General features: G+C 54.6%; 25 protein-coding genes. 7 read left to right on the top strand and 18 right to left on the bottom strand.

The genetic code is table 11. The features are described 5' to 3' along the window. Window positions 1–42: 42 nt before the first annotated feature. Window positions 43–501 (bottom strand): dUTP diphosphatase, encoded by a 459-nt coding sequence (gene dut, locus D5066_RS17475; RefSeq protein ID WP_015570042.1) that lies wholly within the window; start codon window positions 499–501, stop codon window positions 43–45. Beyond that, window positions 479–1690 (bottom strand): bifunctional phosphopantothenoylcysteine decarboxylase/phosphopantothenate--cysteine ligase CoaBC, encoded by a 1212-nt coding sequence (coaBC, locus tag D5066_RS17470; RefSeq protein ID WP_119916683.1) that lies wholly within the window; start codon window positions 1688–1690, stop codon window positions 479–481. The genes dut and coaBC overlap by 23 nt, the downstream gene beginning before the upstream one ends. A gap of 173 nt (window positions 1691–1863) precedes the next feature. Here coaBC and radC point away from each other — a divergent pair, with 173 nt between their 5' ends. From radC to mutM, 4 genes are all read left to right on the top strand, one after another. Beyond that, a complete protein-coding gene (radC, locus tag D5066_RS17465) occupies window positions 1864–2532 on the top strand; it encodes a RadC family protein (protein WP_119916668.1) in 669 nt (222 codons plus the stop codon). A 218-nt stretch (window positions 2533–2750) separates the two neighbouring features. Continuing rightward, on the top strand, window positions 2751–2987 hold the full coding sequence (gene rpmB, locus D5066_RS17460) for a 50S ribosomal protein L28 (RefSeq protein WP_002436699.1): 237 nt from the start codon (window positions 2751–2753) through the stop codon (window positions 2985–2987). Between the two features lie 22 nt (window positions 2988–3009). Further along, window positions 3010–3177 carry a 50S ribosomal protein L33 gene (rpmG, locus tag D5066_RS17455; protein ID WP_003024094.1) on the top strand — a complete coding sequence of 56 codons (168 nt, stop codon included), beginning with the start codon at window positions 3010–3012 and terminating at the stop codon, window positions 3175–3177. A gap of 72 nt (window positions 3178–3249) precedes the next feature. Further along, window positions 3250–4059 (top strand): bifunctional DNA-formamidopyrimidine glycosylase/DNA-(apurinic or apyrimidinic site) lyase, encoded by an 810-nt coding sequence (mutM, locus tag D5066_RS17450; RefSeq protein WP_080329827.1) that lies wholly within the window; start codon window positions 3250–3252, stop codon window positions 4057–4059. Window positions 4060–4061: 2 nt separating this feature from the next. Here mutM and coaD read toward each other — a convergent pair whose 3' ends face one another. From coaD to rfaQ, 7 genes are all read right to left on the bottom strand, one after another. After that, window positions 4062–4541 (bottom strand): pantetheine-phosphate adenylyltransferase, encoded by a 480-nt coding sequence (coaD, locus tag D5066_RS17445; protein ID WP_059353791.1) that lies wholly within the window; start codon window positions 4539–4541, stop codon window positions 4062–4064. Between the two features lie 3 nt (window positions 4542–4544). Further along, window positions 4545–5315 carry a glycosyltransferase family 2 protein gene (locus D5066_RS17440; protein WP_119916667.1) on the bottom strand — a complete coding sequence of 257 codons (771 nt, stop codon included), beginning with the start codon at window positions 5313–5315 and terminating at the stop codon, window positions 4545–4547. Further along, a complete protein-coding gene (gene waaA, locus D5066_RS17435; protein ID WP_080329829.1) occupies window positions 5315–6589 on the bottom strand; it encodes a lipid IV(A) 3-deoxy-D-manno-octulosonic acid transferase in 1275 nt (424 codons plus the stop codon). Before waaA ends, D5066_RS17440 begins: the two co-directional genes overlap by 1 nt. A gap of 66 nt (window positions 6590–6655) precedes the next feature. Beyond that, window positions 6656–7645, bottom strand: a complete 990-nt coding sequence (locus D5066_RS17430; RefSeq protein ID WP_119916665.1) for a glycosyltransferase — start codon at window positions 7643–7645, stop codon at window positions 6656–6658. An 11-nt stretch (window positions 7646–7656) separates the two neighbouring features. Beyond that, window positions 7657–8757, bottom strand: a complete 1101-nt coding sequence (locus D5066_RS17425) for a glycosyltransferase (RefSeq protein ID WP_119916664.1) — start codon at window positions 8755–8757, stop codon at window positions 7657–7659. A 2-nt stretch (window positions 8758–8759) separates the two neighbouring features. Continuing rightward, window positions 8760–9887, bottom strand: a complete 1128-nt coding sequence (locus D5066_RS17420) for a glycosyltransferase family 4 protein (RefSeq protein WP_119916662.1) — start codon at window positions 9885–9887, stop codon at window positions 8760–8762. After that, entirely contained in the window at window positions 9884–10954 is a 1071-nt protein-coding gene (gene rfaQ / locus D5066_RS17415; RefSeq protein WP_119916661.1) for a putative lipopolysaccharide heptosyltransferase III, read from the bottom strand. Before rfaQ ends, D5066_RS17420 begins: the two co-directional genes overlap by 4 nt. 150 nt (window positions 10955–11104) lie before the next feature. Between rfaQ and D5066_RS17410 the strand changes: the two genes are divergently transcribed. Continuing rightward, on the top strand, window positions 11105–12061 hold the full coding sequence (locus D5066_RS17410; RefSeq protein WP_119916659.1) for a polysaccharide deacetylase family protein: 957 nt from the start codon (window positions 11105–11107) through the stop codon (window positions 12059–12061). 24 nt (window positions 12062–12085) lie between these two features. On the opposite strand, the gene D5066_RS17405 is transcribed toward D5066_RS17410, so the two are convergent. From D5066_RS17405 to rfaD, 6 genes are read right to left on the bottom strand one after another with little or no spacing between them, the layout of a single operon-like run. Then, window positions 12086–13300: an O-antigen ligase family protein gene (locus tag D5066_RS17405; protein WP_119916658.1), complete on the bottom strand. Its 1215-nt coding sequence runs from the start codon at window positions 13298–13300 to the stop codon at window positions 12086–12088. Beyond that, complete coding sequence (locus tag D5066_RS17400; RefSeq protein WP_119916657.1) at window positions 13288–14196, bottom strand: glycosyltransferase family 2 protein; 909 nt, start codon at window positions 14194–14196, stop codon at window positions 13288–13290. The genes D5066_RS17405 and D5066_RS17400 overlap by 13 nt, the downstream gene beginning before the upstream one ends. Before the next feature lie 5 nt (window positions 14197–14201). Continuing rightward, on the bottom strand, window positions 14202–15302 hold the full coding sequence (locus tag D5066_RS17395) for a glycosyltransferase family 9 protein (protein ID WP_119916655.1): 1101 nt from the start codon (window positions 15300–15302) through the stop codon (window positions 14202–14204). A gap of 3 nt (window positions 15303–15305) precedes the next feature. After that, a complete protein-coding gene (rfaC, locus tag D5066_RS17390; protein ID WP_119916654.1) occupies window positions 15306–16289 on the bottom strand; it encodes a lipopolysaccharide heptosyltransferase RfaC in 984 nt (327 codons plus the stop codon). Between the two features lie 3 nt (window positions 16290–16292). Next, window positions 16293–17339 carry an ADP-heptose--LPS heptosyltransferase RfaF gene (gene rfaF, locus D5066_RS17385; protein WP_119916652.1) on the bottom strand — a complete coding sequence of 349 codons (1047 nt, stop codon included), beginning with the start codon at window positions 17337–17339 and terminating at the stop codon, window positions 16293–16295. Between the two features lie 2 nt (window positions 17340–17341). Beyond that, entirely contained in the window at window positions 17342–18274 is a 933-nt protein-coding gene (gene rfaD / locus D5066_RS17380) for an ADP-glyceromanno-heptose 6-epimerase (protein WP_119916651.1), read from the bottom strand. 215 nt (window positions 18275–18489) lie between these two features. Between rfaD and kbl the strand changes: the two genes are divergently transcribed. Further along, window positions 18490–19686: a glycine C-acetyltransferase gene (gene kbl / locus D5066_RS17375; protein WP_080329841.1), complete on the top strand. Its 1197-nt coding sequence runs from the start codon at window positions 18490–18492 to the stop codon at window positions 19684–19686. A gap of 9 nt (window positions 19687–19695) precedes the next feature. Continuing rightward, window positions 19696–20724 (top strand): L-threonine 3-dehydrogenase, encoded by a 1029-nt coding sequence (gene tdh / locus D5066_RS17370; protein ID WP_042717745.1) that lies wholly within the window; start codon window positions 19696–19698, stop codon window positions 20722–20724. A 27-nt stretch (window positions 20725–20751) separates the two neighbouring features. Here tdh and D5066_RS17365 read toward each other — a convergent pair whose 3' ends face one another. From D5066_RS17365 to D5066_RS17355, 3 genes are read right to left on the bottom strand one after another with little or no spacing between them, the layout of a single operon-like run. Further along, entirely contained in the window at window positions 20752–21666 is a 915-nt protein-coding gene (locus D5066_RS17365; protein WP_119916649.1) for a hypothetical protein, read from the bottom strand. Between the two features lie 15 nt (window positions 21667–21681). Next, a complete protein-coding gene (locus D5066_RS17360; protein ID WP_119916648.1) occupies window positions 21682–22887 on the bottom strand; it encodes a glycosyltransferase in 1206 nt (401 codons plus the stop codon). 20 nt (window positions 22888–22907) lie between these two features. Next, a complete protein-coding gene (locus D5066_RS17355) occupies window positions 22908–23858 on the bottom strand; it encodes a divergent polysaccharide deacetylase family protein (protein WP_080329844.1) in 951 nt (316 codons plus the stop codon).

Genomic DNA, 23858 nt, shown 5'->3' with positions numbered 1-23858 from the left:
TTATTGCATTATGGCGCTGCGAGATACGTATATGTCGGGCGGTTATTTGCGCCCGGAATGGCCGAAGCCGCCTTCGCCACGGTCGGTGGCATCAAAGTCTGCCACCAGGTTAAATTCTGCCTGAACCACCGGTACAAAGACCATCTGCGCAATACGCTCGCCGGGTTCAATGGTGAAACTGTCCTGACCACGGTTCCAGACGGACACCATCAGCTGACCCTGGTAGTCGGAGTCGATCAGGCCGACCAGGTTACCCAGTACAACGCCGTGCTTATGGCCCAGGCCAGAGCGCGGCAGGATTACTGCTGCCAGAGACGGGTCAGCAATGTGGATCGCAAGGCCAGTCGGGATCAGGGTAGTGGCACCCGGAGCCAGTTCTACGGCGTCATCGAGACAGGCGCGCAGGTCAAGTCCAGCAGAGCCGGAGGTGGCATAGGTTGGCAGCGGGAATTGCTCGCCAACACGCGGGTCCAGAATCTTAACGTCGATTTTTTTCATCATAACGGGTAACGATCTCGTCCAGTAATTGTTGGCCCAGGAGTTCCTTGCGCTCAAGCGGTAAGATTTTATCTCCATCCTGCCAGAAAAGGTGCAGTGCGTTGCTGTCGCTGTTAAATCCTTGCGTGGCCAGCGATACGTCGTTCGCGCAAATTAAATCGAGGTTTTTGCGGGTACGTTTTTGCCGGGCATATTCTTCCACATTATTCGTTTCTGCGGCAAACCCAACAACGTAAGGACGATGGCTTTTTAATGCGGCGACACCGGCAACGATGTCCGGGTTTTTCACCATTTTCAGTGTTAATTCATCGCCTTGCTTTTTGATTTTCGACTCGGCGATGGTCTCGGCGCGATAGTCTGCCACGGCCGCACAGCCGATAAAAATCTGCTGACTTTGCGCATGGGCCTGCACGGTGGCTTCCATCTCCAGCGCGGTGGTCACATTAATACGCTGCACAAAAGGTGGCGTAGGTAACGAAACCGGGCCGCTGACCAGCGTGACGTTAGCACCGCGTTTTGCCGCTGCGGCAGCAATTGCAAAGCCCATTTTGCCGGAGCTGTGGTTGGTGATGTAGCGCACCGGATCCAGCGGCTCGCGCGTCGGGCCCGCGGTAATCATGATGTTGAGATGTTGCAGGTCGTTGACAGGCGAGAAATGGGCGGCGGCCATATCGACAATCGTCAGCGGGTCGAGCATACGCCCTGGGCCAACGTCGCCGCAGGCCTGGCTGCCGCTGTCCGGGCCCCAGATAAGCAGGCCGCGCGAGGCCAGCGTCTCCAGGTTGTGCTGGGTGGCAGCGTTGCGGTACATCTGCTGGTTCATGGCCGGCACGACGGCGACGGGTGCAGGCGTCGCGAGACAAATGGTCGAAACCAGATCGTTCGCCATTCCGGCCGCCACGCGGGCAATTAAATCTGCCGTGGCAGGGGCAAGAATAACCAGGTCTGCCCATTTACCCAGCTCAATGTGGCCCATCGCGGCTTCGGCTGCGGGATCGAGCAGGCTGTCAGATACCGGGTAACCTGAAACCGCCTGCAGGCTCAGAGGGGTGATAAAGGCTTTACCGCCTTCCGTTATCGCGACCCGCACATTCGCCCCTCGCTCACGCAGACGACGCACCAGCTCCGGCGCTTTATAGGCGGCAATACCGCCACTTACGCCAAGAACGATTTTTTTACCGGCCAGGCTCATCATGATTCTTTCCTGTTGGGTTTCACCAGAGAGCGGGCATTTTATCACAATCCCTAAAACGGGGTGATGATGTCCTTTGGTCACTTTGCGAGGCGCCACGCAAGAACGTAACGTCGCCGTCGAGTCCCCGATCCTGCTGTGGCAGCATGTGAATAAACACAGGGAGAAAGAGCATGGAAGAAGAGGATGAACTGCTATTGCCGCGTGAAAAAATGCTGCGCTATGGCGTCACGTTGTTAAAAGATGACGAGTTGCTGGCGCTCTTTTTGCGGACCGGGATACCGGGAAAAACGGTCTTTACGCTGGCAAAAGAGCTGATTGCGCATTTCGGTTCACTGTATGGTTTGCTGACCGCCGAACTGGCGCAATTTAAAAACGTTGAAGGAATTGGCGTGGCGAAATATGCCCAGTTGAGGGGCATTGCTGAACTTGCCCGCCGTTTTTACAACGTCCGCATGGAGATGGAAGATCCTATCCTGACACCCGCGATGACGCGTGAATTCCTGCAAAGCCAGTTAACCGATGTCGAACGCGAGATCTTTATGGTGATCTTTCTCGACAACAGGAACCGGGTACTGAAGCACAGCCGCTTGTTTTCGGGTACACTGAGCCACGTTGAGGTACATCCGCGTGAAATTGTGCGTGAAGCGATAAAAGTGAATGCAGCGGGCGTGATCCTCGCGCATAATCACCCCTCTGGCTGTGCAGAACCGAGCAGAGCTGACAAAGAAATCACCGAACGCATTATCAAATGCTGTCAATTCATGGACATTCGTGTGCTGGACCATTTGATAATTGGCCGCGGAGAGTACATTTCTTTTGCCGAACATGGCTGGATTTAGGCTATTTCTGGCGATCCATCGGGATCTTTGTCTGTTCGGGACTTGAGCACACCGCCGAGTCAGCGTATACTACGCCACCTTTGAGAATCTCGGGTTTGGCATTTGGGCCTGGCAATCGAGAGTTCACTTAGAACTACGCGATGACCGGGCTGTAAAGCCTGACGAGGCGCCGATACCCCATACGAAGCTCGAGCTAATTTGATTTTTGGAGAATAGACATGTCCCGAGTCTGCCAAGTTACTGGCAAGCGTCCGGTGACCGGTAACAACCGTTCCCACGCACTGAACGCGACTAAACGCCGTTTCCTGCCGAACCTGCACTCTCACCGTTTCTGGGTTGAGAGCGAGAAGCGTTTTGTCACCCTGCGCGTATCTGCTAAAGGTATGCGTGTAATCGATAAGAAAGGCATCGATACAGTTCTGTCTGAACTGCGTGCCCGTGGCGAAAAGTACTAAGTACTTAAAGAGGAAATAAATCATGGCTAAAGGTATTCGCGAGAAAATCAAGCTGGTTTCTTCTGCTGGTACAGGTCACTTCTACACCACCACGAAGAACAAACGTACTAAGCCGGAAAAACTGGAACTGAAAAAATTCGATCCAGTTGTACGCCAGCACGTACTGTACAAAGAAGCTAAAATCAAATAATTTTAGCCTCCTTGTATTGAAAAACCCCGCAACTGCGGGGTTTTTTGCATTCTGCATCTCAACGGAGGAACCATGCCTGAATTACCTGAGGTAGAGACCAGCCGTCGCGGCATTGAGCCCCATCTGGTCGGCGCGACTATTCTTCATGCTGTCGTTCGCAATGGGCGACTGCGCTGGCCGGTGTCCGATGAGATCCACGCGTTAAGCGACAAACCCGTCCTTAGCGTGCAGCGCCGCGCGAAATACCTGCTGCTGGAGCTACCTGACGGCTGGATTATTATCCATCTTGGGATGTCGGGGAGCCTGCGCATCCTCACTGAAGAACTGCCTGCGGAAAAGCACGACCACGTCGATCTGGTGATGAGCAACGGCAAAGTGCTGCGTTACACCGATCCAAGGCGTTTTGGCGCGTGGCTGTGGACGAAGGAGCTCGACGGACACAACGTGCTGGCGCATCTCGGGCCTGAACCGCTCTCAGACGCGTTTAACGCGGAATACCTGAAAGAGAAGTGTGCGAAGAAAAAGACCCCGATTAAGCCCTGGCTGATGGATAACAAGCTGGTGGTCGGCGTGGGGAATATTTACGCCAGTGAATCGCTGTTTGCGGCCGGGATCCATCCCGATCGGTTGGCCTCGTCGCTGTCTGCGCAGGAGTGTGAGCTGCTGGTTCGGGTCATTAAAGCGGTACTGCTGCGCTCTATCGAGCAGGGTGGGACGACGCTGAAGGACTTCCTGCAAAGCGACGGTAAACCGGGCTATTTTGCCCAGGAGCTGCAGGTGTATGGCCGTAAGGGCGAACCGTGCAGAGTCTGCGGTACGCCAGTTATTGCCACGAAGCACGCCCAGCGCGCCACCTTCTACTGCCGTCAGTGTCAGAAATAGGGCTACTTTAGCTTTTCCATCAGCGCCTGGTGGACGTTATCCGGCAGGAAATGGGTAACGTCCCCGTGATGGCGCGCCACCTCTTTCACCAGCGTGGACGAGATAAACGACCACTCTTTCGATGGCATCAGGAATACGCTTTCCAGCTCCGGCATCAGATGGCGGTTCATGTGCGCCAGCTGCATCTCATACTCGAAATCTGCCACCGCGCGGAGACCACGAATCAGAATATTGGCCTGCTGGGCGCGGGCGAAATTGGCCATCAGGTCGCTGAACCCGACAACTTCAACATTCGGCAGGTGCGCAATCGCATCGGTGGCAAGCGCCACGCGCTCGTTGAGATCAAACATCGGCTTTTTACTGGGGCTGGCGGCAATCGCCAGAATCACCTTGTCGAACATGCTCGCCGCACGGGTAATGATGTCAAGATGACCGTTAGTGATCGGATCGAAGGTACCCGGATAAATCGCTTTTGTGCTCATGGCTCACGTTTTCTCTGAGTAGCCGCGGCAGAGCGCCCACAGCTCGGTGTATTTGTTGAAAGTATACTGGGCATTCACTACCGCCAGTAACCAGCCCTGCTTACCGTCCAGTACGCCGCCGCGCAGCAGCAGCGTTTTCAGGAACGCCCCCAGCGTATGGGTGAAGATACCCGTCAGCGAAGCCTTCTTGCCGCGCTGGTGACGCTCCTGCGCCCATGCGGTGGCATAGTTGAGCTGCTTTTGCTGGAAGCTCGCGAAATCCCGGCAGGTCAGGTGCAGCAAATCACCCGTCAGGGGGATGACCCGGGCACTGTCGCAGGCCAGTGACTCATGGACCAGGTTGTCGTTGTACTGATAGCGCTCGCGCTCGTAGAGGCGCATCACGCGGTCGGGATACCAGCCGCTGTGGCGCATGAAGCGGCCAAGGAAGTAATTACGACGCGCAATGCTGTAGACCGCGCCAGGCTGAGGAGCGGCGAGTACGACCTGAATGGCCTGCTGAAGCTCCGGCGTGATGCGTTCGTCGGTGTCGAGCATCAGCACATAATCACCGGTGGCATACCCCTGTGCGCGTTGGCGCTGGATGCCATAGCCTTGCCAGTCAGTATCGGTAAAGACTTTTGCACCCGCTGCCCGGGCAACGTCCACCGTGTTATCCGTGCTTCCGGAGTCGAGGATAACAATTTCGTCGGCCCAGGCGACGGAGGCCAGGCAGTCCGGAAGCAGGTCGGCGGCGTTTTTGGCGATCATTACGACCGACAGACGCGTTGACATTAGTGGCTCCGCTGAGGCAGATAAGGTTGCAGAAGCTGCAGCAGACGGGTGAGTGCGCCCTGATTCTGGTGCAGCACTTCGACGGCGTGGCGACCGTACCACAGGCGGTAATCTTCGTCCGTCAGAAGGGTTGAAACCTCTTTGACCACCGAGTCCGCATCGGTCACGGTAATTAAACCATCGGCCTGCTGCAATTTCGCGCAGATATCTTTGAAGTTAAACGTGTGTGGGCCCATCAGCACCGGAATGGCGTGTGCTGCGGGTTCCAGCGGGTTATGACCGCCGCGCTCGACAAGGCTGCCGCCGACAAACGCGAGGTCAGCAATGCCGTAGAGCAACATCAACTCGCCCATCGTATCGCCAATCACTACCTGAGTGCTGCCGGAAGGGATCTCTCCGCTGCTGCGCAGCGTGAAGCTGAAGCCGCCTTTCTGCACCATTTCACGGGCATCTTTAAAACGCTCAGGATGGCGGGGAACCAGAATCAGCAGTAAATCCGGGAATGTTTCCAGCAGCTTACGGTGAGCCTGGAGGATAATCGCCTCTTCGCCGTCGTGAGTACTGGTCGCAATCCAGACCTGACGACGCGGCGCCCACTGGCGACGCAGCGTGATGGCGCGGGCAGCCAGTTCAGGGGTCACGGAAATATCGAATTTCAGGCTGCCGGTTACGGCAAGCTGATTGCGTTTCAGGCCCAGCGCGATAAAACGCGCCGCGTCTTCTTCATTCTGCGCGGCAATCAGCGTGATTTTGCTTAGCAGACGACGCATAAATTTGCCCAGCTTGCCGTAGCCCTTCGCCGAACGCTCAGACAGGCGCGCGTTGGCAATCACCAGCGGAATTTTACGGGCATGCAGAGCGGAAATCATATTCGGCCACAGCTCGGTTTCCATCACGATCACCAGCTTCGGGCGAACGGTATTCAGGAAACGATTCATGGCGCAGGGCAGATCGTAAGGCAGATAGACGTGATGCACGTCTTTACCAAATGCGGATAACGCGCGCTCGGAGCCGGTTGGCGTCATGGTGGTGACGGTTATCGGCAGAGATGGGTAGCGGTGACGCAGGGCGCGAACCAGCGGGATTGCCGCCAGCGTTTCACCGACAGAAACGGAATGGAGCAAAATACCGTCCGGAGCGACTTTATTGCGGCAAAAGCCATAGCGTTCAGCCCAGCGTTTACGATACGCAGGCGCTTTACGGCTACGAAGCAACAGTCTCAGCCACACCAGTGGCTGAATGATATAGAGCAGGGCGGTATACAACAATTCCAAGCGATTATCCGTCTTTTTAGTTTCGGCGGGCAAATTCTAAGCATTTAAGCCAGGTAAAGCTATCTCTTATGCCAGATACCGTTTTAAACGGAAGTAGCGTCGGCCCAGGCGCCAGCGCAAACGCGGGCTTTTGGCACTTTTCCAGATAAGCTTCCAGATCCCGGTATCGAAGAACTCTTTGATAATCATTGTTTTCTTCGTCTCATCCTTCATGTTGTCGAAGGTATGAATGATCCCGAGCCCCTCTTTGGCGATTTGCCAGTGGCAGGCGGGGATATTTTTCACTTTATCCGGGTAACGCTGGTTAATGGCATCAAGCATCTGCAGGATTTTCATGTAATGGCGCGCGGAGCGAATCAGCGTGTCGTCATTATCCGGCATGTGCGATACCGAGGCAGAGTGAATGTAGTAGTCATAAAAGCGTTCGCTGGTGTACTGAACGCGCTCTGCGGCAAGCAACACTTCGGTGGTCCACGGGATATCCTGATGGCGCAGGCCGGGTTCGAAATGGAAACGGTGCTTACGGATAAAATCGTGGCGGTAGATATTAAGCCAGGTCACGTGCAGGAATTTACGCGAATCCAGCGCCATTTTTAGCCATGCCGGGCCAGTCATAACGCCCGTCGAGGCGAGTTTATCCTCAGGGAAGATAGGACGAGATGGTTTCTTATCATTTTCCCAGACGTAGTTGCCGTTGCAGGTGGCGACATCCAGATCCTGCGTAACGGCCATATCCAGCAGACGCTGGTACATGCCTGGTTTGAAGACGTCATCAATATCCGGGAAAGAGAGATATTGACCAGTTGCAACGGCCAGGCCGGTATTACGCGCGATGGAAACGCCCTGGTTTTGCTGTTCAATCACCTGCAGCTGCGGCAGTTTTTCACGCCAGCTTTCGACGATCTGCAGCGAGCGGTCAGTCGAGCCGTCATTAACAATGATGACTTCCATGCTGTCGATGCGTTGATTTACAAGGCAGGTAAAGAACTGATCCAGAAAAGCTTCGCCGTTATATACGGCAACCACCACGCTTAACAATGGCGCTGAATTTTGCATAAGAAACCTGATTATTTTTGATTGTCGACCAAAGCAATGTATTGCTGGCAAATGGCATTGATACCGAACGACGCAATCGTTGCATCGCCAACGACCGGTGGGGCGGTATAAATGTCCACCAGCGTTTTTGCCAGTGACGCGTCATCTAGCTCTGCCAGCCCGCGCGCTAAGGATCCGGTGAGGATTTCTGCGGGGCCGCCGGGGCAATTGGTACTGACCGGTGGCGTCTGGCAGATTATGGATTCCACCAGCACATTACCAAAACCTTCGCAGTCAGAACTTAACACTAAGAGGCGTGCCCCTTTTATCCAGGGGTAAGGGTTGGCGTCGAAGGGACGGAAAACCGTTTTATTTTCAATACCCAAGTCGCGGGCAAGCTGTTTGAGCTTTTGAATTTTGGCGTCGGAACCATTGCCCATCATGACAAGCGTGGTGTCAAGCTGACTCAGCGCGAACGCGCGTAAAAGGCGGTCGTGACGCTTGTGTTCATGGAAGCGGCCTACGTGGATGATGTAATCCTCCCCTTGCATCTCAAAGGAAGCACCCGCCAGACGCTGAATTTCAGGGATATCGAAAGGATTGTGGATAACCGCCTGGCGCCGAAGCTTGAGGGCCAGCGTCTCTGAAAGATCTTTCAACACGGCGCCTGAGACGGCGACAACGTTTCGGTTTTCGTAGGTATGACGAATTTTAAGGTGTTTGAACCAGCGTGAAAGCCCGCTGCGATGGCGAAGATAAGAGAACGAGAACATGCCATGCACGCAGAACCAGACTTTATCACGCTCCAGCGCGCGGCAGTGCGCCACAATGCGGTCCGTTTTGTGCAGGTGAGAGAACACCACGTCAAATTTTCCACTGCGTTCAGCCCGCTCAATTGCCTGATCCAGCAGACGGGCGCGGCGTGGGATCTCCGTCAGCTTTCGCCACGGTTTTTTGCAGGTATCCTGAACGACCTGATAATCAATGCCTTCCGGGATGGCGTAGTCGCACACTTTCCGCAGAGAGAAGAGAGAGACCTGATGCCCCATCTCTGTTAATCCACTGGAAAGTGTAAGAACCGTTTTTTCAGCTCCCCCACCGGGTAAACCATCAATAATCATTAGGATGCGCATTTTTAATCCAGTAATTTTTGATAAAGCGTAATAAGCTGACTTGACAGTTTTTCAGGGGTGGCGTCTTTAACACGTTCACGTGCCGCTTGCCCCATATTGTTATTTTTTCCCAGAGAAGGGGTAGCAGCAATCGCTTCCTTCAATGTGTGGATATCAAGTGCGTCACAATAAAATCCGTTCCGGCCTTGCTGAATAAATTCGGCACCTCCACAACTTTCTGAAGTAATGACTGGCAATCCGCAGGCCATCGCTTCAAGAATGACGTTTGGAAAGGGATCATACAGCGTTGGCAGCAGTAAACCATCGGATAGCTGATAAAAAGGCAGCGTCTCTTTTTGCATCCCCAGGAAGCGGATTTGACCTTCGCAGCCTAATGAGCGGGCGAGGTCGCGATAACGGCTTTCTGCTTTATCCTGTCCCACCACAATCAGCCAGGCTGCTGTGCCTGCGATAGCGCGTATAGCGCTGGCCAGGCCTTTTCGTTCAAACCCTGACCCAACGAAGCAAAATATTACGGCATCGGCTGGCAAGCCAAACTGCTGACGTAGTGTAATACGCTGTGCCTCTTCAACCGGAACGAAACGGGTGGAATCTATTGAATTATAAATCACATGTATTTTTTTTGCGTCAATATCAAAGTCTTCTACGATTTCGCGTTTGATCATCTCCGCATTACAAATAACCGCTTTCAACTCGGGCGCCTGGTACATTTCACGTTCGGCGTGCATCACGTAGCGGTGATAGCGGTCGACCATCAGCATTTTCGCGCGCCAGGCGGGCAGAATGCGCGCGCGCTGCAGCAGCCAGCGTCGATGGACGCCATCGCCAGCGCGGTAAATGTCGCAGCCCGGAATTCGCTCGTGGCTTTGCACAATATCAAACTGCTGTTGCTGCCACAGCGCACGGGCAGCATGGGCAAACCCGCGCTCGCGGCTAATTCGGCCCCATTTGCGTGGGTCGCAAATATGGATATGCCAGTCGTCCTGCTTCTCGCCCTGCCACTCACGCGTAATGACGTTGAGTTCAAGATTCTGGTTGCTCAACGCGGTGAGCGCACGTGAAACGAAGCGCTCCGCTCCGCCATCAGGGCGATATTTTTGGCGAACAATCGCCAGACGATGGTGTTTCATGGCAAATATCTCCTTGCAGCGGAGACGACAGCATCAACAGGAATGGCGTCGAGATAGCGTTCTTTCGTTTTGGTATCAATAGCGTCGGGATCGGGGAGGGGGCCGTAGTCGCCAGCCCAGATGACTTCACCGTTGACTTGCCATGGAGACCAAAACGTCAGTTTGGAAGGACCAAACAGCGCCACGCAGGGCGTCTGCAGCGCGGCGGCCATATGCATTGGAACGGAGTCAACGCCAATAAAAAGACGCGCGTGATCGATAAGTGAGGCCAGCTGGCGCAACGTGAGCTGGCCCGCCAGCGAGACGACTCCCGTCTTCGGTGAGGTGGCGAGAATGCGTTCGATCATCGCCAGCTCTTTTTTATCCGGCCCGGCCGTGAGTACGATAGTGTGACCATCCTGCTGCAGCGCGGTGATGGTTTGCGCCATTTTGCCTTCGTCCCAGCATTTAAAGAACCAGCGCGACGTAGGCTGAATCACGATGTAGTTGTCGCCCACACCGTTTTGCCTCAGCTTTTGATGGGCGTCGTGCCAGTCTTCGGCACGGTAGGCCATGGTCACAGCAGGTTGAGCGGTTACCGGTAATGGCGACAAAATGGCGAGGTTCTGTTCGACAGTGTGCAGCGCGTTGTGCCCGGCCACAGAGACTAAATCGCTATGGCAAAACCGCCAGAATGCGTTGTTGCGTTTGTTAAAAGCGAAGCCGAGTCGAACCGGCGCACCGGTGAAACGGGTGACGATAGCGCTGCGCCACTGATCGGCAAGATTGATCACCAGGTGATAGTGCTGTTTTCGTAACGTGCTGAGCAACTGCCACTCTTTTTGCAGATGTTTCAGCGTGCCCAGCTGCTTCCATTTACGATCGATCTCGTAAACAGTACCGATCGCCGGGTGCGCAGCGAGCATATCGCGGGTTTCTTCATACAACAGCACATCAATCTGTGCCTGCGGCCATTTTTGACGTAATGAATCAATGACGGGAGTGGTCAGCAACATATCGCCGTGATGGCGGAGTTTGATAAGTAAAATGCGCAAATCAGGCGTGTCAGGTAAGTTATTCATCATCATCTTATCGGCGTTGTACTGTTGGCAATTCTAATAGACCTGATAGCGACTTGCACTCTTTCTCCATAATCTCAGGAATTTCCCAGGAAGGGTTTACTCAGGCTTTGGAGAGTGCGTAACATAGCGCTAACTTCCCTGTCTTGCGGACTCATTATGAAAAAACCAGCGTTTATCATCACGATTGATACTGAGGGCGATAATCTCTGGCAGAACCACCGCGTCATTAAAACGGAAAACGCGCGCTATCTGGCCCGGTTCCAGACCCTGTGTGAGCGTTTTGGTTTTAAGCCCGTCTGGCTGACAAACTATGAGATGGCGATCGAGCCCGTTTTCATCGAATTCGCAAGGGACGTGATCGCCCGTGGTCAGGGGGAGGTGGGAATGCACCTTCACGCATGGAATAGCCCCCCTGAGCACGATCTCACGGGAGATGACTGGCGCTGGCAACCTTATCTGATTGAATTTTCAGACGAGATGATGCGTGAGAAAGTGCTGTACATGACCCGTCTGCTGGAAGAGACATTCCAGACCAAAATGCTGAGCCACCGCGCCGGTCGTTGGTCATTTGATAGCCGCTATGCAAAATTGCTCGTTGAACTGGGCTACCAGGTTGATTGCTCCGTGACGCCACGCGTTAACTGGCGCAATGCGAAAGGTGCTCCGCAGGGTAATGGCGGAACGGATTATCAGCACTTCCCCGATCACGCCTATTTTATGGATTTAGATACGATTTCCCGGGAGGGCAATAGCCCTTTACTCGAAGTGCCAATGAGCATTCAGTATAAACATCCGGCCTGGCTGAATACGATCAAACAGGGATACGATCGGCTTCGCGGTAAATATCGTTCGCCCTCCGTGAACTGGCTACGACCGACCGGTGGCAATGCCTCGCAGATGATTCAGGTGGCGCAGCAATGCCTGTCGCAGGGGCAGGATTATGTGGAGTTTATGCTTCACTCGTCTGAATTTATGCCGGGTGGAAGTCCTACGTTTAAAGACGAAGCGGCGATTGAAGGGTTATATCAGGATTTAGAAGCGCTTTTTAGCTGGCTATCCGATAAGACGACAGGGATGACGCTGGCGGAGTTTTATCAATACAAGAAAAAATAATGCCCGCCAGGCGGGCATTATCGCTTAGTGATGTTGTCTGGTTTGCGAGAACGGTGTGCTCAGTGCAAACACGGTGACAAAGAAGATTAGGGCTTCTGAGCTCAGTAAAATAACGTCCGTCAGGCCATAAAGTAATAAAAGCAGCATGGTCGATAGCAGCAGGCCATTTCTGTTCTTCAGCGCGTACGCGATCATCGAAACGAAGAAAAAGAGTAATATCGCCAGACCCGGAAGCCCCTGCAGGGAGTATTTTTCGATGAATTCGTTGTGCAGATGTATCCTAATATACTGCAGCGCCGAGACGAGGTGGGGATGCCCCTCTTGAATATAACGCTGCGTCCATACCTCTCGCTCTTCAATTGATTGTCCCAGTGGGTGGGCAAGTCCGTTCTGAATACCAACAATCCACATGGAAAAACGCGCGCCGAGTGACGTGGCGTCATAGCCTTGTTGGTAGCGCTCTACTTCCATCTGCGTTTGATCTATTTTTGGCGAGATCAACGGCTTGTAGCTAACGATAATAATGCCCGCCACAACACATAAGAAAATGAGCATCGATTTAAGATGAATTCTTCTGAAGTGGTAAAGCGTTAGCACAATCGCCAGAAGCAAATACAGCCCCATTGCAGCACGCGTCCCCGTCAAAAGAATGACGAACCAGGAAATTAATACGGTGAAACCCGCTACCACATACAGTTTTCTGTTTTTTTGAAGATAAAGACTGTATACCAACGCCAGCGACAGAACAGAGTAAACATAGGCCGATACGGTAGGACGATTTATGGCCATCTCAACACGATCTACACCCTGCGTCGCCTGCCACAAGCCATATCCCGTGGCGAGGACAAACCCTGCACCTGCCGCGTACAGGAAGTACTTCTGGAAAGCGCGTTTATCGACGTAAGTTTTAAAGCGGTCAAGATAGAAAACGAGAACGCTCGCTAATATCAGTTTCTTACTGGCACCCAGATAATCACTGTAAGCGTTTAAACCTTCGCTATGATATTCGTACACCATATACCAGACAAGATTGAGCAACCCAATCAGCAATATGGGGAGCGCGATTGAAAAGGGGCGCAGGGTGATTTTTTTATATTCGCAAGCTAAGCCGATAATGCTGGCATAAACCGCAATATAGAAAAATTCGCGTTGTTTTCCTGAGCTCAGCAGCGCCAGTGCAAACGAAATGAGGCTCAAAATCAGCGTCAGCTGATAGAGCCGCAGTTTTACTTTTTCCATAATGCCTCAATGACCCTTTTTTTGTAGCTGAAACGTACATCTCCGGAGAGGAAGAAAGAGAAAGAATAAAGTGCGTTTACCCGCTGCTTAACCAGTTTGAGCTGCGGGTCGGTCAGATGTTGCCGATGGTTACTGTAGATATCAAACCAGTGGCAATTAACAAGATGCTTAAACGAGCGCGGGAATGTTTTTTCCATCTGTAACGTACATTCAACGAGTGTAGTGATTTTACCGGCGTCGAGACGGCTCGATAAACTGTCGCTGCGTTTGATGTAATAATAGTGCCCCTGACGCTGGTAGAATATTTTACCCGCTTGCATCAGCATGCCGGGAAATACCGCGAAATCCTCATAACAGACCATTGAAGGGATCGGATTGCTTGCATACAGTTTGCGATGCACGAATTGCCCGATGAGATGCGCCTGAAAATCTTTGTGCTGGAGGAAACGCTTTATTGCATCGCTTTGCGACAATAAGGCAGGCGTGAATCCCTGCCAGTCGGAGGTGATTTTCCGCATGTCCCGTATTTCCAGCAGGCGCGTCAGCAGCATATCAGGCCGCTCTGCTTTCAGGAATGCGACGGCGTCCCGGATGCTGCCTGGTTTCAACAGGTCATCGCTATCCAGCATCGTAATGTATTCGCCTGATGCCAGAGAGACCGCGCCGTTTCGAACATGTCCTACGTTACGGTACTCAACGTATCGGGATTGCGCATTCGGAAGCTTTGGTAACCACGTCTCAATGATATCCTGAGTGGCATCATCGGAACTGTCATTAAAGATAATGATTTCTACATCATCGCCTGCATTCTCTATCGCGTTTTGCAGGCTTTCCAGCGTGGCGTGAAGCGTGTTTTCGGCATTATGTGCGGCAATAATGATGCTGAGAAAAGCCATAGTAATTAGTTTCCCTGCGCATCAAAGGCAGAATTTGCTGTTGGCAGCCCGCAAATGAAATGTTTGAGTTCGTCCAGCGATTCATCTGTTACCGCGAAGAGCTCTTCCCGGCTTTGTGAGAAGTAATAACGAGTTTCAAAAACATACGAGCAAATATTGTCATCATTACCAATCAGCAATACGTTGCCAAGCGGGCGCTGCTCGTAGTGACAGCACGGACCGAACAGTAAGACGACCGGCACGCCCACTGCATCGGCAATGTAGACATTTCCGGAGTCAGACGCGATATAGCAGTCCATCTTAGAAATGGCCCACGGAAGTTCTTCCAGCGAGAGCTTGCCAATAAGATTAATAAAGTTGGGCAACTCACCGTAAGCGCGGGTGATATCGTCCATCCATGATTGTTCATTTGGTGCGCCAAACACGTAAAACTCGCAGGGCAGGTCGGCGAGGCGATCGGCAATCCGTTTCCAGATGCCCGGTGGAACGGTTTTCGCTTTATTCCCTGCGGCGATACTGATGCCAATGCGGATAACGCCGGGTTTATCAAGAATAGCCGGATAGGTTGCGGGTTTAAACAGTGGCTTTGTGGCGTGCTTGGGAGAGTCTTTCCAGGTCAGCGAGCGATCCGCCAGCTTAAGATAGTTCGTGACGGACAGCGTCTTCTTTTCGTGCTCAACCGTACCGTCTGCCGTTGCATAGAAAATACCGTGATACCACCTGCGCGTGTAAGTGCTCAAAAATTGCTTGTTTTTAGCATTGCACACGGAGGCGAAAAAGAGATTTACGCTGTTGGGTTGCAGGAGATAGACGTTGTCATAGCGGTTCATGATCCTGCAGGCAAAGAGCAGCTTTCGCCACAGGTTACGCTTATGCTGCTCGATAAAAAAAATCTCTTCGATTGTCTCATCATTCTTCGCCAGCGCGCCTACGCCGCGACTGATGAGCACGTCGCTTTTTTGCAGCCAGGCCAGAAGGGGCGTTGCATTAACAAAATCGCCGATTTTGGCTGTCTGAATGACCAGGTTTTTCCCTGTCTCTTTGCGGAACAGCTTTCGGAGAAGCTTTACCGGAAAGAGTAAAATCAGCAGAAATACGTAACTCATGGGTTAAATATCCCTGTTGGAAAGCCAATGGCTGCCCTGTAAAAATGAAAAAATTGCATCTGCGCTGATATCCTTCGTTTGCTGAGTCGGGCTGACCATCTGATGCTGGTTTTTGCCATAGCCCCCGATCAGGCCGGGATCGGTCGGGCCAAAAAGAGTGATATTTGGACGATCCAGCGCCGCGGTTAAATGGCTTAAACCCGTATCCACGGAAACGACGGCGTTAGCGCCTGCCAGCTCTGCGGCAACCTGTGCCAGCGTGAGTTTGGGTAACACCTCGACGTGGGTAAAGCCTGCTGCCAGACGCTCCGCACGTTGCCGCTCATGCTCAGCGCCCCACGGGAGTTTAATATGGATACCGGCGGGTTGCATTAGTTCAATCAGCCTTCGCCAGTGCGTTTCCGGCCAGTGCTTATCGTCGCGCGTTGTGGCATGCAGGAAGACAAGATAAGGCTGAGCAGAGGGATCTGTATTGTGCAAAAAATGCTGTGCAATGGCATAGTCACCCTGGGTTTCCGGTTTCGCATAGCCCAGGCTTTTCGCGAACAGCTCGCGGGTGCGTTCCACAGCGTGCTGCTGCTTCGCAATATGATGGCGACGGTTATAGAACAGGCTCGCCAGCGGTTCGCGGGCGGTGTGCCAGTCCATGCCGTGCTTTATGCCGTGCGCTAAACGCGTCACCAGCGCGGCGCTTTTGACCAGCCCCTGCGCGTCGATAATCGCGTCGTAACGCTGCGCCTGCACCGCCTCGCGGAAGGCTTTGCGTTCGGCCTTAATCGGTGCGGAGAACCACGCTTTGCGCCAGCGGCGAATCGCCACCGGGATCACGCGGTCAACCGCTTCATGCCAGGTGGGGATCTGCGCGAAGCCTTCTTCCACCACCCAGTCAAAACGGATGCCGGGAATGGCCCGCACGGCGTCCGTCAGCGACGGCAGCGTATGCAGAACATCGCCCATCGAAGAGGTTTTTACGATCAATACCCGCATCCGTTATCCTTCTTCGCTCAACAGCAGTGCGTTGAGTTCCTCAAGAACTCGCTGGGGGGTAATGTCGATCAGGCTCTGATGGTAACCTTCTGCGGCGTCGCCTTTGCGTACCTTGTGGTAGCCGGTGATCAAACGAATTACGCGCGCTTTGTGCGACAGCGGCGGCGTGAAGTCCGGGCTGCTTGGGCCATACAGCGCGACCAAAGGACGGTCCAGCGCGGCGGCGACGTGCATCAGGCCAGAGTCGTTGCTGACCACGGCCTTACAGGCGGCAATCAGGATAACCGCCTGCTCGAGCTGCGTTTCGCCGGCCAGATTGCGGCACCAGGCCTGCTGCTCGTTGCTCAGCGTGGCGAGAATTTCGTTGCCCGCCTCGTGATCCTTTGCCGAGCCAAACAGGACAATCTGATAACCTTCGTCGATCAGCTGTTTTGCCAGCTCGGCGTAGTGGTAGTGCGGCCAGCGTTTCGCCGGGCCAAATTCCGCGCCAGGGCAGAAGCCAATCATCGGGCGTTCGGACGAAATGCCAAACGCGTTACAGATTTGGGATTTCTCCCCGTCGTTAACCTGAAGCTGCGGCCACAGCAGCGGCTGCGGCAGGTCTTTCGCGCTGCGCATCACGCCTTTGTCGTAGGCCAGCGCCACGTAGCGCTCCACCATCAGCGGCCAGGCCTCTTTATCCAGCACTCGCGCGTCGTTCAGCAGGCCGTAGCGCATTTCACCGCGCCAGCCGGTACGGTGCGGGATGCCCGCAAAGAAAGGCACGAGGGCGGATTTAAAGGAGTTTGGCAGCACGTACGCGCGGTCATAGCGCTTCTCGCGAAGGCTATGGCCGAGCTTGCGACGTTCGCCGATCTCCAGCGCCCCGTGGCCAAGCGGCATCGGGATCGCCTCGTTTACTTCCGGCATACGCGATAACAGCGGACGGCACCATGCGGGTGCCATCACGTCGATTATCGCCTGGGGATAACGCGCCTTGAGCGTGCGATAGAGACTTTGCGACATCATCATGTCGCCCACCCATGACGGGCCGATCACCAGAATCTTCATGCTTATGCGTCGCGGTTCAGCCAGGACATATATTCCGTTACGCCTTCGGCAACGGTCTTGAACGGCTTGTCGTAGCCCGCGGCGCGCAGGTTGGTCAGGTCAGCCTGGGTGAACGCCTGGTAGCGGCCTTTCAGCTTGTCCGGGAACGGAATGTACTCAATGCTGCCTTTCTTATGGTATGCCAGCGTCGCGTCAGCCACCGCCTGGAAGGATTCTGCGCGGCCCGTGCCCAGGTTAAAGATGCCGGAGACACCGTTTTCCCAGAACCACAGGTTTACGGCCGCAACGTCGCCCACGTAGACGAAATCACGCTTAAAGCCGTCGCTGCCTTCGAACAGTTTCGGGCTTTCGCCGTTATTCAGCTGGGTGTTCAGGTGGAACGCCACGCTCGCCATGCTGCCTTTGTGGCCTTCGCGCGGACCGTAGACGTTGAAGTAGCGGAAGCCGACAATCTGCGAGTTCGCTTCTGGCAGAACCTGACGCACGTATTCGTCGAACAGGAACTTGGAGTAGCCATAGACGTTCAGCGGCTGCTCGTACTCGCGTGACTCGATGAAGTCAGAGGTGCGGCCGCCGTAGGTTGCCGCGGAGGAAGCATACAGGAACGGAATTTCACGCTCCAGGCAGTAGTGCAGGAGCTCTTTGGAGTACTGATAGTTGTTGTCCATCATGTACTTGCCGTCCCACTCGGTGGTGGAGGAGCACGCACCTTCGTGGAAGATGGCCTCGATCTCGCCGAACTCTTCACCCGCCATAATCTGGATAAGGAAGTCTTCTTTATCCATGTAGTCAGCGATGTTCAGATCCACCAGGTTAATGAACTTGGTGCCGTCTTTCAGGTTGTCCACCACCAGGATGTCGGTGATGCCTTTGTCATTGAGGGCCTTGATAATGTTGCTGCCGATAAAGCCCGCGCCGCCGGTAACGATGATCATAACTGTAACCTTTGAAGTGTGGAGCCCGGGGACAATCCCGGACGCTAATATTCATATCATATCATTAGTATGGCGACCCTTCAGCCATTCACCGATATGCAGCAGGGTTACACGTGATTTATGCTGCAAAAACGAGAAGAGATACTGCGTCATCTCGTCATGAACTATAGGTTTGGGTAATATGTGCCGAAATTTGCCGAGTCTGGAGAATTGCAATGCGTGGTGATTTTTACAAACAGTTAAACAGCGACCTCGACACCGCACGTGCGGAAGGGTTGTTCAAGGAAGAGCGTATTATCACGTCTGCTCAGCAGGCGGACATCACCGTTGCCGACGGCAGCCACGTGATTAACTTTTGTGCGAACAACTATCTGGGGCTTGCGAATCACCCTGAGCTGATTGCCGCTGCAAAAAACGGCATGGATACCCACGGTTTCGGCATGGCCTCCGTACGTTTCATCTGCGGTACGCAGGACAGCCACAAGCAGCTTGAGCAAAAGCTGGCGAGCTTCCTCGGAATGGAAGACGCGATTCTGTACTCCTCCTGCTTCGACGCCAACGGCGGTCTGTTTGAGACCCTGCTCGGCGCAGAAGATGCGATTATCTCCGACGCCCTGAACCACGCCTCCATCATCGACGGCGTACGCCTGTGTAAAGCGAAGCGCTTCCGCTACGCCAACAACGACATGGTTGAGCTGGAAGCCCGCCTGAAAGAGGCCCGTGAAGCGGGTGCTCGCCACGTGCTGATCGCCACCGACGGCGTGTTCTCCATGGACGGCGTGATCGCTAACCTGAAGGGCGTGTGCGACCTGGCGGATAAATACGACGCGCTGGTGATGGTCGATGACTCTCACGCGGTTGGCTTTGTGGGTGAAAACGGCCGTGGTTCCCATGAATACTGCGACGTGATGGGCCGCGTGGACATCATCACCGGTACGCTGGGCAAAGCGCTCGGCGGCGCGTCCGGCGGCTATACCGCCGCGCGTAAAGAGGTGGTCGAGTGGCTGCGCCAGCGCTCCCGCCCGTATCTGTTCTCCAACTCCCTGGCACCGGCGATTGTGGCTGCGTCCATCAAAGTGCTGGAGATGGTGGAATCCGGCGCCGAACTGCGCGACCGCTTGTGGTCCAACGCCCGCCTGTTCCGTGAAAAAATGAGCGCCGCAGGGTTCACCCTGGCCGGTGCCGACCATGCGATCATTCCAGTGATGCTGGGCGATGCGGTCATCGCGCAGAAGTTTGCCCGCGAGCTGCAGAAAGAGGGGATCTACGTCACCGGGTTCTTCTTCCCGGTGGTGCCAAAAGGTCAGGCGCGTATCCGCACCCAGATGTCTGCGGCGCACTCGCCTGAACAAATTGAACGTGCGGTGGAAGCCTTTACCCGCATCGGTAAACAGCTGGGCGTAATTGCCTGAGGACGTGTGATGAAAGCGTTATCCAAACTGAAAGCGGAAGAAGGGATTTGGATGACCGACGTGCCGGAGCCGGAAGTCGGTCATAACGATCTGCTGATCAAAATTCGTAAAACCGCCATCTGCGGTACTGACGTTCACATCTACAACTGGGACCAGTGGTCGCAGAAAACCATTCCGGTACCGATGGTTGTCGGTCACGAATATGTCGGCGAAGTGGTCGGCATCGGCCAGGAAGTGAAAGGCTTCAAGATTGGCGATCGCGTCTCCGGTGAAGGCCATATTACCTGCGGCCACTGCCGTAACTGCCGCGGCGGACGCACGCACCTGTGCCGCAACACCGTCGGCGTGGGCGTAAACCGTCCGGGCTGCTTCGCGGAATACCTGGTGATCCCGGCGTTTAACGCGTTCAAAATTCCGGACAATATCTCTGACGATCTGGCCTCCATTTTCGACCCGTTCGGCAACGCGGTACACACCGCGCTCTCCTTCGACCTTGTGGGTGAAGACGTGCTGGTCTCCGGCGCGGGCCCAATCGGCATTATGGCCGCCGCCGTGGCGAAGCACGTGGGTGCGCGCAACGTGGTGATCACCGACGTAAACGAATACCGCCTGTCGCTGGCGCGCAAAATGGGCGTCACCCGCGCGGTGGATGTCTCGAAAGAGAGCCTGACCGACGTGATGGAAGAGCTGGGCATGACCGAAGGCTTTGACGTGGGTCTGGAGATGTCCGGCGCGCCGCCGGCGTTCCGCACCATGCTGGACACCATGAACCACGGTGGCCGTATCGCGATGCTGGGTATTCCGCCGTCAGATATGTCCATCGACTGGAACAAAGTCATCTTCAAAGGGCTGTTCATCAAGGGCATTTATGGCCGCGAGATGTTCGAGACCTGGTACAAGATGGCGGCGCTGATCCAGTCCGGCCTGGATCTGTCCCCGATTATTACTCACCGTTTCTCCATCGATGAGTTCCAGCAGGGCTTCGACGCGATGCGTTCCGGCCAGTCAGGGAAAGTGATCCTGAGCTGGGATAAGTAATAAAAAAGGGGCCTGCGGCCCCTTTTTTTACTGATTCTTTTTCTCTTCGTCCGTCAGGTAACGCACCTTGCGGGTGTAATCCTGACCTTTGAACAGCAGCTTATTATTCGGCGATGCAAGATACTTCTGCCATTCGGAAAGCGGGAAACCACCGTGCGCGCCAATCACCTCTTTCGGCACAACGGCTTCCTGACCGCCGATCTTCTTGGAGACCGGCCAGTTCATCCAGTCACCCAGGTTAACCGTTTTTAAATCCAGCATGTCCAGCAGCGCGGCGAGCGGCAGCTGATCGGTCGGCGGCTGCGTGTCGTCCATCAGTTCCCAGGTATCCTGGAACAGCGTCAGCCACAGCGGGCAGATACGGCGCCAGGTCTTTTTGGTGGCGGCAAGAAACGCGCCGTTAACGTGATCGACCAGATATGGACGCACCGTCTCTTTGTAATACGCCGGCACTTTCTCCGCTGGTGCGCCGTCCAGTTTGGCAATCATTTTGCCCTGACGGAAGCTGGAGTAGATGTGCATATCGGCCATGTTAATCTCTGGCATCTTCAGCAGGTTGAGATCGGAGTCGATCATCAATACGCCTTCACCACGCGCCTGCAGCGGAGCGTTCAGCTTCACCAGACGGCTGAGGTAGATCTGCTTATAGCGGTAACTTTCCTCGCGTACCGGAAGGGTAAGCGTAACGACGCGGGTTTTTGGCGGCAGTTCGCCGAAAGCGGATTCAGGCTGATCGCTGACGATAACAATTTCGCTGACGCCGGTGGCATAACGCTCTGCAAAGGTCGCTGACAACAACGCTTCTTCTACGAAATCCGCGCCCGTACATGGGATCACGATGGAGTCCACCGCCACGAGCTCGCGCGTGACCGGAAGGGAAGCGTACGGAATGTTATGTCGCCCGGTGATGTGGCGGTAGCGGGCATTCAGGAATTTAAACATGTTGTTCTCGTTTGGTTATTGCGCGCCAAGCACGGCCTCGACACCGTTAACATAGCTTTCAATGGCATACACGTTGCAGACATTCTGATGCGCAGCCGCGGCGAGCCGGGCGCGTAATTCAGGATCCTGCCAGATATTATCCAGATGTTGAGCAAGTTGCGACACATCGCTCCACGGGAAAAGCAGCCCGGTCGACTCGTGGTCGATCAATTCTGCCGTGCCGGTCACCTTTGAACCAATGACGGGGATATTCAGCAGCATCGCTTCCAGCACGACGCGGGGAAGGCCTTCGCTCTGCGAGGCGAGAATAAACGCGTCAAAGGTGGCAAGGTAGTCAAAAGGCGTGTTCTGAAAACCGGTAAAAATCACGTGTTCAGCAATACCCAGCGCGTCAGCCTGTGCCGCCAGCGCGCCACGCTCACCCCCTTCACCAACCAGCACCATCTTCCATTTTGCCTGCGGATGCTTCTGGCTGAACTGGGCCAGCGCCTCCAGCGTGTGGTGGTTGGCCTTGCGAGGGATCAGCGACCCAATGCTGCCGAACACAAACGTCTCATCATCAATGTTCAGGCGCTGGCGCATGGCGCGTCGATCGGGCAAAGGCTGGTGGATGTCGATGGCGTTGTTGACCGTGGTACACAGTTCGGGCCGGACGCCATGCTGAAGTAACACGCGCTCAACGCCGTGTGACACGGCGATGATTTTTGTGGCATGGGCATTCACCAGCTTCACCAGCGGCGGCGTCAGCACCGGTTCAATGCGGCAGTGCTGGATGATCCGCGCGCGCAGCTTCGCGCCCGCCAGATAACCTTCTTCGTTAGAGCCCGGCTGATTGTTCATGTAAAGCGTATCGAAACCGCCATCCCTGAAAATCGTCTCGATCTTGCTGACGTTGGGGCGAATGCGCCACAGGGTATCAATATGGCGCGTAAACGCCTTCCGCGCGCTGCGCGAGAAAAACAGCAGGCTGCGGCCCAGCTCTTTGGCAATCTTCGCCCATGCAGGCTGCTTATCCTGAGGAATGACAATTAAGGGGATACCAATGCCGTTCAACACCTGGCCGATGGTTTGCCCTTCGGCCCGACTGTAGTCACTGTAAAAACAACAGGTAATATCGAACTTCTCGCGGTTAATGCGCTTCAGAAGTTCGAGCATGCTGTTGGTGCCTCCTCCCCACTCTTTACCGGTATCGAGGAGGAGAATCTTGTGTCGTTGCGGCATTTTTCTACCTTAATCGCCTGTCACTGGGGTTGGTTCGCTGAGACTTTTTTACCCCATCCCTGCCACTGGTGCTGGAAGTATTGCACCAGCGTACTCTGGCCCACGCTTTCGCTGATGACCGTAAAGAAGCGGGATGCATGCACCGGCTCGATCGGCTTTTTCAGCGTGCAGTTCTTCACGCCGCGGAACGGATTACGCGGCTGCGTTGCCGGAGGTTGAGCGCTCTCCGGACGAGACGTATCTACCTGCGGTTCATTGAGCAGATCGCTCGGGCGTACCAGCGTGATATCAGCAGGTAGGGTCGGCAGCATTTGTTGCAGGACGCGAACGGTAGATGGGTGCGGGTGCCCAATGGCAATGGCCGAACCGTTACGGCGCGCAAGCTGCACGGCGCGGTTAAACTGCGCGCGAATATCAGCTTCGTTCTGGGTATCGTCAAGGAACACCTTGCGCTTAATCACCTTTACGCCCGTACCCTGAGCGGCACGCATCGCCTGGCTGTTGCCGATGGTCATGCTGTCGAGGAAGTAGAGATTGTAACGTTCCAGCGCCTGCATCACTTTCAGCATTCCGTACAGGCTGGAGGTCATCGCGCTGCCCATATGGTTGTTCAGACCCACGGCATACGGCACTTTGTTGTAGGCGTCGCGGATGATGCGCTCGATCTCATCGCTGCTCATATCCGGGCGCAGGGTGTCTTTTTCCAGCGGCTGCTTGCTGAGCGGTGCCATCGGCAGATGGATGAGCACCTGATGACCGCTATTGTGGGCTTTGGTCGCCATCTCATGCGCGTGTGGCGCATTCGGCAGGACGGCGACGGAGATGGCTGACGGCATCGCCAGCACCTGATTTTCATAGTGCGGACGATAACCGAAGTCATCAATCACGATGGCGAGTTTACCTGCGTATACCGGTGCAGCCAGCGCCAGCGCGCTGACGACGGAGAGAATCATTCGACGAAACTGAAGCAA

It is taken from the genome of Enterobacter chuandaensis, from assembly GCF_003594915.1.
In the GTDB taxonomy this organism is placed as follows: Bacteria; Pseudomonadota; Gammaproteobacteria; order Enterobacterales; family Enterobacteriaceae; genus Enterobacter; species Enterobacter chuandaensis.
This window is presented reverse-complemented; position numbering and strand designations above follow the sequence as displayed.

Bases quoted from the DNA above. Each gene is read 5' to 3' on its own strand.
- D5066_RS17360 (WP_119916648.1), bottom strand. From the start codon at position 22,887: ATGCCGCAACGACACAAGATTCTCCTCCTCGATACCGGTAAAGAGTGG.
- D5066_RS17440 (WP_119916667.1), bottom strand. From the start codon at position 5,315: ATGTCAACGCGTCTGTCGGTCGTAATGATCGCCAAAAACGCCGCCGAC.
- rfaQ (WP_119916661.1), bottom strand. From the start codon at position 10,954: ATGATGATGAATAACTTACCTGACACGCCTGATTTGCGCATTTTACTT.
- D5066_RS17425 (WP_119916664.1), bottom strand. From the start codon at position 8,757: ATGCGCATCCTAATGATTATTGATGGTTTACCCGGTGGGGGAGCTGAA.
- D5066_RS17410 (WP_119916659.1), top strand. From the start codon at position 11,105: ATGAAAAAACCAGCGTTTATCATCACGATTGATACTGAGGGCGATAAT.
- D5066_RS17430 (WP_119916665.1), bottom strand. From the start codon at position 7,645: ATGCAAAATTCAGCGCCATTGTTAAGCGTGGTGGTTGCCGTATATAAC.
- D5066_RS17420 (WP_119916662.1), bottom strand. From the start codon at position 9,887: ATGAAACACCATCGTCTGGCGATTGTTCGCCAAAAATATCGCCCTGAT.
- rfaC (WP_119916654.1), bottom strand. From the start codon at position 16,289: ATGCGGGTATTGATCGTAAAAACCTCTTCGATGGGCGATGTTCTGCAT.
- D5066_RS17365 (WP_119916649.1), bottom strand. From the start codon at position 21,666: ATGTTTAAATTCCTGAATGCCCGCTACCGCCACATCACCGGGCGACAT.
- D5066_RS17395 (WP_119916655.1), bottom strand. From the start codon at position 15,302: ATGAGTTACGTATTTCTGCTGATTTTACTCTTTCCGGTAAAGCTTCTC.
- rfaD (WP_119916651.1), bottom strand. From the start codon at position 18,274: ATGATCATCGTTACCGGCGGCGCGGGCTTTATCGGCAGCAACATTATC.
- rfaF (WP_119916652.1), bottom strand. From the start codon at position 17,339: ATGAAGATTCTGGTGATCGGCCCGTCATGGGTGGGCGACATGATGATG.
- dut (WP_015570042.1), bottom strand. From the start codon at position 501: ATGATGAAAAAAATCGACGTTAAGATTCTGGACCCGCGTGTTGGCGAG.
- coaD (WP_059353791.1), bottom strand. From the start codon at position 4,541: ATGAGCACAAAAGCGATTTATCCGGGTACCTTCGATCCGATCACTAAC.
- rpmB (WP_002436699.1), top strand. From the start codon at position 2,751: ATGTCCCGAGTCTGCCAAGTTACTGGCAAGCGTCCGGTGACCGGTAAC.
- radC (WP_119916668.1), top strand. From the start codon at position 1,864: ATGGAAGAAGAGGATGAACTGCTATTGCCGCGTGAAAAAATGCTGCGC.
- tdh (WP_042717745.1), top strand. From the start codon at position 19,696: ATGAAAGCGTTATCCAAACTGAAAGCGGAAGAAGGGATTTGGATGACC.
- D5066_RS17400 (WP_119916657.1), bottom strand. From the start codon at position 14,196: ATGGCTTTTCTCAGCATCATTATTGCCGCACATAATGCCGAAAACACG.
- mutM (WP_080329827.1), top strand. From the start codon at position 3,250: ATGCCTGAATTACCTGAGGTAGAGACCAGCCGTCGCGGCATTGAGCCC.
- kbl (WP_080329841.1), top strand. From the start codon at position 18,490: ATGCGTGGTGATTTTTACAAACAGTTAAACAGCGACCTCGACACCGCA.
- rpmG (WP_003024094.1), top strand. From the start codon at position 3,010: ATGGCTAAAGGTATTCGCGAGAAAATCAAGCTGGTTTCTTCTGCTGGT.
- coaBC (WP_119916683.1), bottom strand. From the start codon at position 1,690: ATGAGCCTGGCCGGTAAAAAAATCGTTCTTGGCGTAAGTGGCGGTATT.
- D5066_RS17405 (WP_119916658.1), bottom strand. From the start codon at position 13,300: ATGGAAAAAGTAAAACTGCGGCTCTATCAGCTGACGCTGATTTTGAGC.